The sequence below is a fragment of the Moorena sp. SIO4E2 genome (genome assembly GCF_010671945.1).
Lineage (GTDB): Bacteria > Cyanobacteriota > Cyanobacteriia > Cyanobacteriales > Coleofasciculaceae > Moorena > Moorena producens.
The window spans coordinates 1-8,664 of sequence record NZ_JAAHIE010000319.1 but is presented as its reverse complement, the minus strand read 5'-3'; the positions used below and the strand labels follow the sequence as shown (position 1 = coordinate 8,664).

General features: G+C 44.1%; 7 protein-coding genes. 5 read left to right on the top strand and 2 right to left on the bottom strand.

What is annotated here, in order from left to right; all coding sequences use genetic code 11:
* The first annotated feature begins 799 nt into the window (after positions 1-799).
* Positions 800-1,216, top strand: coding sequence for a helix-turn-helix domain-containing protein (locus F6K37_RS25580; protein ID WP_008177630.1), 417 nt, complete (start codon positions 800-802; stop codon positions 1,214-1,216).
* 478 nt (positions 1,217-1,694) lie between these two features.
* Here F6K37_RS25580 and F6K37_RS25575 read toward each other — a convergent pair whose 3' ends face one another.
* Positions 1,695-1,970, bottom strand: coding sequence for an HNH endonuclease (locus tag F6K37_RS25575; RefSeq protein WP_008177627.1), 276 nt, complete (start codon positions 1,968-1,970; stop codon positions 1,695-1,697).
* A gap of 196 nt (positions 1,971-2,166) precedes the next feature.
* On the opposite strand from F6K37_RS25575, the gene F6K37_RS25570 reads away from it, so the two are divergent.
* The 3 genes from F6K37_RS25570 to F6K37_RS25560 all read left to right on the top strand — a co-directional run bounded on the left by F6K37_RS25570 (position 2,167) and on the right by F6K37_RS25560 (position 5,782).
* On the top strand, positions 2,167-3,078 hold the full coding sequence (locus tag F6K37_RS25570) for a sialate O-acetylesterase (RefSeq protein ID WP_008177625.1): 912 nt from the start codon (positions 2,167-2,169) through the stop codon (positions 3,076-3,078).
* Positions 3,079-3,126: 48 nt separating this feature from the next.
* The gene (locus tag F6K37_RS25565; protein WP_008177623.1) at positions 3,127-4,038 is read left to right on the top strand and encodes a sialate O-acetylesterase; all 912 of its coding nucleotides are present in this window, start codon (positions 3,127-3,129) and stop codon (positions 4,036-4,038) included.
* Between the two features lie 61 nt (positions 4,039-4,099).
* Positions 4,100-5,782: a trypsin-like peptidase domain-containing protein gene (locus F6K37_RS25560; RefSeq protein ID WP_287253038.1), complete on the top strand. Its 1,683-nt coding sequence runs from the start codon at positions 4,100-4,102 to the stop codon at positions 5,780-5,782.
* Positions 5,783-6,181: 399 nt separating this feature from the next.
* Here the strand turns inward: F6K37_RS25560 and F6K37_RS25555 are convergent, their stop codons facing one another.
* Positions 6,182-7,744, bottom strand: coding sequence for a pentapeptide repeat-containing protein (locus F6K37_RS25555; RefSeq protein ID WP_287253036.1), 1,563 nt, complete (start codon positions 7,742-7,744; stop codon positions 6,182-6,184).
* Positions 7,745-7,802: 58 nt separating this feature from the next.
* Here F6K37_RS25555 and F6K37_RS25550 point away from each other — a divergent pair, with 58 nt between their 5' ends.
* Complete coding sequence (locus F6K37_RS25550) at positions 7,803-8,642, top strand: prephenate/arogenate dehydrogenase (protein ID WP_008177615.1); 840 nt, start codon at positions 7,803-7,805, stop codon at positions 8,640-8,642.
* Positions 8,643-8,664 lie beyond the last annotated feature (22 nt).

The following is an 8,664-nucleotide window of genomic DNA, read 5'->3' as shown; positions in this document are numbered from 1 at the left end:
AAATAAATTGGCCAGACGCTCAATTGAGCTTTTGTATCCTTGTATCATGGGCAGATCCTGGCAACCTCTTCACACAGATTATGCATGAACTCATCCCATCAATCAAGTCCTAGAGTGAACAGCCTAGGCACTGCCCACCCTTGGTTCATGTCGGGTGGGCAGTGCACCAGACAGATAATCAAGCTTGCAAAGCGCTTTGGTAGGCACTGCCCACCCTACTGCTTGGTTCATGTAGGGTGGGCAGTGCACCAGACAGATAATCAAGCTTGCAAAGCGCTTTGGTAGGCACTGCCCACCCTACTGCCCACTACGATTAATGACTGAAGCAGGGGGTAGTTTCAAATCTGATTTGTAGTTATACCAATTCTGTAAATTACAGCTAGAGATCAATTTCGTCTCCCCATTTCCCCCATCTCCCCGCGCCCGATCCTGATTGAGATGGCGACAATGCAATAGTTTTACAACACCTACACCACCGATTAAACTCGCTTAACCCACTACACCCACTCCGGCTACTTTTTGTTACCACAATGCAATAGTTTTACAGCACCCACTAAACCCATTACTCCTATTTAGTCTACTACTCCTATTGCTAGCACTCCACCCATCCTTCCCCCGATACTCCTTAAGATGGCGACAATGCAATAGTTTCAAAGCGCCCACACCACATATTTAGCTCACTTAACCTACTCCACCCACTCCAGCTCCTTGCGACAATGCAATAGTTTTTCTAATCCCTTGAATCTTCTCCAAAATGTGGTTATAATAATAGTATCGTTAAAGCAATGGTTATTGCCTCATGATGATTTCTACCGCACAAGCCGCTGAATTACTGGGTGTTTCTGCCACTCGGGTTCGTTTCCTTCTGGGCAAGGGCAGAGTCAAAGGAGCGTATAAGGTGGGTAGAACTTGGGTGATTCCTCTGTTTGATGGCATGCCAGTGGTCACCCCTGGCACTCGTGGACCAAAGCGGAATTGGTCAAAGCGTACAAATTACACGAAGGCTGTGATCCACGTTAATCAGAAAGTCATTCGCCAAAATCACAACACCGGGGAACGCAATCCAGTGATTACGGTAAAACGAGGCTCTAAAAACATTTACGGTCATACGGTAGAAGTCAATGGCCCTTGTCGGGTGATGTATCGCCCTGATAATCCGTTACATTGTGGCGCAAGGGTGTGGATTGAGACTATCTCGGATTTTCAAGTTATCTGAGCCAAGACTTTCACGGGGTGACAAGCAGCTTGAAAGCATGAACCAGCGAGGTTTGAATCACATCGACCAAGAGTAAAAAGCGATTTTTTTGATCATTTTCATAAAAATGGCAGGTATAGCATTTTTATTTGAGATGTAAACCTAAGAGGTATTTTTTTATCCAATAAAACTCCGTATATCTTTCCCCTCTTGCCTGCCCCCCTTACTAGATACCGTTGGCGAAATTAATATTTGTTTACACAAGGGTAGCAGATGGGTAACTTTAAGTTCATGCTCCCCCAGAATTGGGGGTTGGGGGGCTATAAAGACTGCTGTCTTCAGGCTGATATTTCTAAATGTTAAATTCGCCAGCAGTATCTTACTAAGGGGGGTTAGGGGGGATTCCTCTTGCCTTTTGCCTTTTTATGGAATACGTGTGTTTACAACCCAGATACAAACGCGCTTATGCGATTGACCTTTGGTCACGCTACGCGAACGCTTAAGAACGATGAACCCTCACCCGCTTATCAGGCTTTTGCTTTCTGACCCAGGCTAAAAACTTCTGCATCTGAGGGTCATTTTTCAAAGCTTCACAGGTATTCAATTCCAGAGCTAAACGAGTATTTGGGAATAAAGCATGTATTTGTCGATGACAAGCAGGGCAAATAGTAATCGTTGGACCAGGTTTCATCTTTTTTCGCTTAGTGTTTTGTCTAGGAATCAAGTGATGAACTGTCAATCGCTCTACATCTCTTCCACAAAGTTCACAAGTCATTGATAATGATAGCAATTATTAGTTTGGTGAGCTCCAAAGTCTTAGGGAGTAGGGAGTAGGGAGTAGGGAGCAGGGAGTAGGGAGTAGTAAAGTCAGACTAGGGAACTTCGGAATAAGGAAAAAATCCTGTAGACCTCATTACTACGAGAACTGTAAAATCCTAAGTGTTTAACATCTCAAATAAAAATGCTATATCATGAAAGCTTGGTCAATAATTTCCTATCTAGTTATCGGTATACTTATCGGTGCTTTTTTAGGTATTATACTACAAAAGTCTGCTCAAGTAGACCAGTTGTTCAGACGCTACGGTATCCTCAGCACTTCTACCATTAAGGATAATCAAAGCAAACCAGTTCCTGCCAATTTTCAAGGCAATATCTCCTTATTTATTTTGGCAGGACAGTCGAATATGTCAGGAAGTGGTAAGCTGACACCTGCTAGTTCCATTACTCACCCCAGAGTTTTTGTCTTTGGAAACGATTACCGCTGGCATCTAGGCAAAGAACCGATTGATTCACCAAGTGGACAAGTTGATCACGTCTCGGAAGATAAGTCAGCTGGAGTCAGTCCAGGTATAGCATTTGCTACTGAATTGCTCAAATACGATCCTGAGCTGATTGTTGGTTTAATTCCCTGTGCTAAATGGGACACTACTATTCAACAGTGGCAAAAAAATCTAAGTGAAGATACTTTGTATGGCTCTTGCTTAAAGCGAGCCTATGCTGCTTCACCAATGGGAGAAATTCAAGGTTTACTATTCTTTCAGGGAGAAAGTGATGCCCTTAATCCTCAAGCCTACCCAAGTCGAAGATTCTTCCCTAATCAGTGGGCTGATAAATTTGTTAGGTTAGTAAAAGATTTCCGTCAAGACCTAGGGAAACCTGAGTTACCAGTAGTTTTTGCTCAAATTGGCACCACTACTGATCCAGAAAAGCTCCCGAACTGGGAAACCGTGAAAGCGCAACAGGAAACAGTCCAGTTACCAGCTACTGGGATGATTACCACAGATGACTTGGCTTTGCAAGACCATGTCCACTTGACAACGGAAAGTTATTTGATTCTTGGAAAAAGATTTGCTAAAGCGTTTTGGAAACTTACTGATCAGTGACATCATGTTTTGAATTTACTATTCGAGGATTATGGCATCAATTAATTAATGGAAACCTGGACAGTTATTTTCGTTCTAGCTATCGGTCTTTTTCTTGGTATTATTCTCCAGAAGTATTATCCAGTCGGTAAGTTGATCAGACGCTACGGTATTATTAGTCGCTTCTTAGTTAAGCGGAAATCTGAGTCTCGGGAAATCAATGTGATTCCACCAGATTTTCAAGGCAAGATGTCCCTGTTTATTTTGGCAGGACAGTCGAATATGTCCGGAACAGGTAAGCTAACACCTGCTAGTTCCGTTACTCACCCCAACGTTTTTGTCTTTGGAAACGATTACCGCTGGCATCTAGGCAAAGAACCGATTGATTCACCAAGTGGACAAGTTGATAAAGTCTCGGAAGATAAGTCAGCTGGGGTAGGTCCGGGGATGGCGTTTGCTACTGAATTATTGAAATACAATCCTGAGCTAATCATCGGTTTGATTCCTTGTGCCAAGTCTGGCACTGCCATTCAACAGTGGCAAAGAAGCCTGAGTGAGGATACCCTTTATGGCTCTTGCTTAAAGCGAGTAGGTGCTGCTTCTGTGATGGGAGAAATCACCGGTATACTTTTCTTTCAAGGGGAAAAAGATGCTCAAAAGCCTTCTCAAGACGATGAGATAACGTTTTTCCCCAATCAGTGGGCTGATAAATTTGTTACCTTGGTAAAAGATTTCCGTCAAGACTTAGGGAAACCTGAGTTACCAGTAGTTTTTGCTCAAATTGGCACCACTACTGATCCAGAAAAGCTCCCGAACTGGGAAACCGTGAAAGCGCAACAGGAAACAGTCCAGTTACCAGCTACGAGGATGATTACTACAGATGACTTGGCTTTGCAAGACTATGTCCACTTAACAACGGAAAGTTATTTGATTGTTGGAAAACGATTTGCTAAAGCATTTTGGAAACTTGTTCAAAGATAAAAGGGTATATCAAGACAGGGAAAACTAGAGGAGACGTAGCCATTGATTCCGGTCAAGCTTGATGAACATCTTATCTAAAACAGTTCCAGGGTTTTTAGTTCCAGGGTTTTTAATTGGGAGCATCGCCATCATTGCCGCAATTCCCACAGTGGTGATATCAACACCAGCTGCTAAAAATATTGCGCAACAGATTACTGTCCGGATTGATGGCCCAAAACAGGGAGGGAGTGGGATAATTGTTGAACGCCAAGCAAATATATATTATATCCTGACCAGTGCTCATGTGCTACAAAAAGCTGGCATCTACAGGATTCAAACCCCTGATGGCAATCGTTATCCTGTAGACTCCCGCTACATCAGACGGATGCCAGGGGTAGATTTAGCGATCTTACCTTTCACTAGCACCTCTAACTACCCAGTGGCTAGGTTAGGGAATTCCCAGCAAATCAGTGCAGGTCAAAGGGTTTATGTGGCTGGATGGCCCCGTTCTGGAGGTGCTTCTCAACAACGGCGGTTTATTAATAGCGAAGGACTGCTCACGGATGCTAGTTCTAAACTTCCTAGGGGATATGCTCTGAGTTATACCAATTTGGTGAGAATTGGGATGAGTGGTGGACCAGTATTAGACGATCAGGGGCGGGTAATTGGCATTAATGGTATGGTCAGATTAGTGGGCGATTCTGACACAATTGTGGCATCTGGGATTAGCATTGACACCTATTTAACCTGGCGCTCTCAGCTGAAACTGCCAACTCCTGTAAAGACTCCTCAAGTCGGTGTTTCTCCTACAGCTGCGTCTGCCAAGACCGGAACAGTTTTCTACAAGTTGACGAATACTCTCAAAGTAGGGACTGGCTCAGTGAGTTCTGTGGCGATTGGCACCGTTGCTCAAGGGAGATCAGTACAAAAATCAGTACAAAAATTGATGGCCGCTAGTGGTCATAGTGATGGCACTATCTCCCTGTGGAATCTGTCCACTGGTCAATTAATTCGTACCTGGCGAGGTCACGGTGGTGCAGTGAATGCTGTGGCGATTAGTCCGGATGGTCAAACTTTAGTCAGTGGCGGTGATGACCGTATGATCAAGACCTGGAATCTTAACACGGGTAAACCTTTAAGTACCCTGACTGGACATCAAGATACAGTGGCGACTTTAGCCTTCAGTGGCGATAGCAAAACCTTAGTTAGTGGTAGCTGGGACAACACTATTAAGATTTGGCAGCTGCCTAAGGGTAAACTGTTGCATACCCTTACCGGACATTTAGGTTCGGTGAATTCTGTTGAAATCTCTCCTGATGGCAAAACCTTAGTCAGTGGTTCTCAAGATACAACTATTCGGCTGTGGAATCTAGCTACAGGTAAGTTAGTGCGTATCTTCAAGGGACATTCTCGATCGGTGTCGTCTGTAGCGATTAGTCTGGATGGGAAGACCTTAGCCAGTGGTGGAGGAGACGGCACGATTCGCTTGTGGAACCTTAACACTGGTAAATTGACTAGGACCTTGACGGGTCACACAGATGGGGTGTGGTCAGTAACGATGACTAGAGATGGAAGCACCCTGATTAGCGGTAGTTGGGATAAGACCATTAAGTTGTGGGATATGAGGAGCGCTCAGTTGAAAAGCACCTTAAATGGTCATTCGGGCTATGTTGTTGCTGTTGCTTTGAGCCAGGATGGTCAAACCCTAGTTAGTGGTGGTTGGGATCAGCAGATTAGAATTTGGAGCAAGCAAATATCTAATTAACCTGAGTTCAAGATAAGCGATTCGGCAAAGCCGACGCTTGGCCGTAGGCCACGCCAAAGGCGAACGCGAACGCACTCCTAAAGCAGTAATTGATAGCAAAGGGAACAGCGGATCTGGGAACAGGGAGCAGGGAGTAGGGAGTAGGGAGTAGGGAACAAAAATTATCACAATTCCTACACGGATTGCTAGATATCTGGTTAAAATTGGGTTCTGTTAATTGATAGGGTTGATCGCACTTATGAAGTAGAGTCTTTTTTGACGCTGATTCCCTTAAAACCCTCTTGACTATTGCCTATTGCCTATTGCCTATTGCCTTAAAAGGATAAGCAATGTCGCTCAAACGTTGCTGATAATTGCTATAAAAAATTGCTATAATAGATTTAGGTGTTGTCTAAACCATTAACCGGTCAAATAATCCCAGGCTTTAATAAATTCAACAATTTGGCTCACTGGAGGCAGGGTTGATACTGGTCTTGATGGTGTTGTAGTGTCTTCAGATTGCTCGCTCCAGCTTGATTGATTCATCAGATACTTCCCAAAATCTTGATTAGAATAAATACTTAATGAGTAGTCTCTAGAGTTAGTAATAATTGTCTGAGTCGGAGCAATAAAAAAGTTAGCCGATGATTTAATTTCTGGTGCTAACTTAACGGTTTTAATTGGTTTAATCTGCTCAATAGCTTGGCCAATATTTGTAATTAATTTATTGATTTGCTGTTTGTTTTGATTACTTAAAGTGTATATTGATCGTGAGGGTAGGCTATTTAATAGGGTCACAATATTGCGATGAGTTTGACCTCCATCTTTGAAGGGGACAATGGCCAAGTAAGCGATAATGAATAAGTCAGCGTTGTTGCTCGTAAAGGTAATGGTTGTTCTGCGGACACCCACCTCAATGCTGGGCGGTTGATTGAGGACTTCAGAAACATTGGCTATCTGATTATAAATCGAGGCTAAAGCCAAATTCGCTTTGAGGTCTAACGGGGTATCAACGATAATCTTTACTGTTGGCAGCGTCTCGTTGAAAAAGGTTTTGGCAGCTTCGGAAGACAGATGGATAATTTGACTTTGATCACCATCGGGACTTAAGTCAACCCATTCACAGATCAGTCCTTCGGTTTTGAGACCAAACCGGGAAACAGCATATAGTTTTGCCCCAGTCAGGGTAGCACCAGTCAAATCCGCTCCAATCCAATTGGCTTTAATCAGCCTGGCCTTACTAAGATCAGCGTGTACTAAACTGGTATTAACTAAATTGGCATTGCTCAAATCAGCCCCAACTAAGGTAGCTCCACTTAATTTAGCGTTGCTCAGATCAGCCCAACTGAGGTTTGCTCCACTTAAATCAGCCCAGCGTAGATTTGCCCCACTGAGATCAGCTCCCCTAAAATTGGCACAGGTGAGATTTCCTTGTCTGATTTCAACCCCTTTGAGATTGCTACCACTGAAATCGGCTTTGTGCAGATTTGTTCCGTTTAAGTGCGCTCCCTTCAAATTGGCTTGACTAAGGGTTGCCCCCCCTAGATTGGCTTCATTGAAGGTAGCGCGGCTGAGATTGGCTTGTCTGAGGGTGGCTTCTCGTAAATCAGCACCAGAGAGGTTTGCCCCAGTTAGATTTGCTCCACTTAGGGAACCACGAACCATCTCAGCACGAATCAGTGATGCCTGAATCAGTTGGGCACCTCTTAAATCAGCCCGAATCAAATTTGCGACATTGAGCTTTGCTTGTGTTAACTTGGCTTTATAGAGATTGGCACCACTGAGTCTAGCAATGTTTAAGTTGGCTCGGCGGAGGTTTGTGCCGCTCAAGTTAGCACCACTTAAGTTAGTTATACTCAGGTTAGCTTCACTCAAGTCGGCACCACTAAGAGTAGCGCCGCTTAGGTTCAGTTCCGTAAGATCCGCAGCTGTAAAATCTCTTACCCCTGCTGCATATTGTTGGATAATTTCCCTGACATTCATTACAATCTAACAAAAATTAATATTTATCATGGCATAGGCTCAATCTGGGTGAGAGATAATGAAAATTGGTATTGTAGGACTGGGATTGATGGGTGGGTCCCTGGGATTGGACTTGAGAGCACAAGGTCATCAGGTCTTGGGAGTCTCTCGTCAACCAAAAACCTGTCGATTCGCACTTGATCACGGCATTGTTGATGATGCGAGTATTGACTTAAGTATCCTAGCCACAGCAGAGGTTGTGTTTATTTGCACCCCAATAGCCGCGATCGCCTCTACTGTCAAGCATTTAGTCAACTATCTTTACAAGGATACCGTAATCACTGATATTGGTTCGGTCAAAATGCCAGTGGTTAGAGAAATAGCTCCCCTGTGGGAAAATTTTGTAGGTGGTCATCCGATGTCAGGAAGGGAATACAGTGGTGTGGAAGCTGCGGTGTCGAATCTATTTGTAGGAAACCCTTATGTACTGACCCCGATTGAGACAACACCACAACCAGCACTTGAGAAGGTGGAGGAGATTGTGCGATCGCTTAAGTCATTGGTTTACATCACAAGCCCGGAAAACCATGACCAAGCGGTAGCATGGATTTCTCATCTACCGGTGATGGTGAGTGGGAGTTTGATTGATGCTTGTATGCAGGAGACTGACCCAGTGGTTTTGAGGTTAGCCCAACAGTTAGCTAGTTCTGGTTTTCGTGATACTAGCCGTGTGGGGGGTGGTAATCCAGAACTGCGAGTAATGATGGCTCGTTACAATCAGGAGTCGATAATGCGTACGCTTGTAGGGTATCGCGATCGCCTTGACCAGATAATTGAGGTGATTGAACAGGAAGATTGGTCGAGTCTGGAAACAATCTTTGAAACTACTCACGTAGCGCGGAAAAAATTTGTTTCCTGAGTTTGTTTAGTTTGTTATTGAG

Excerpts from the sequence above, each read along its gene's own strand:
- F6K37_RS25580 (WP_008177630.1), top strand. The coding sequence starts at position 800 with ATGATGATTTCTACCGCACAAGCCGCTGAATTACTGGGTGTTTCTGCC.
- F6K37_RS25575 (WP_008177627.1), bottom strand. The coding sequence starts at position 1,970 with ATGACTTGTGAACTTTGTGGAAGAGATGTAGAGCGATTGACAGTTCAT.
- F6K37_RS25570 (WP_008177625.1), top strand. The coding sequence starts at position 2,167 with ATGAAAGCTTGGTCAATAATTTCCTATCTAGTTATCGGTATACTTATC.
- F6K37_RS25565 (WP_008177623.1), top strand. The coding sequence starts at position 3,127 with ATGGAAACCTGGACAGTTATTTTCGTTCTAGCTATCGGTCTTTTTCTT.
- F6K37_RS25560 (WP_287253038.1), top strand. The coding sequence starts at position 4,100 with ATGAACATCTTATCTAAAACAGTTCCAGGGTTTTTAGTTCCAGGGTTT.
- F6K37_RS25555 (WP_287253036.1), bottom strand. The coding sequence starts at position 7,744 with ATGAATGTCAGGGAAATTATCCAACAATATGCAGCAGGGGTAAGAGAT.
- F6K37_RS25550 (WP_008177615.1), top strand. The coding sequence starts at position 7,803 with ATGAAAATTGGTATTGTAGGACTGGGATTGATGGGTGGGTCCCTGGGA.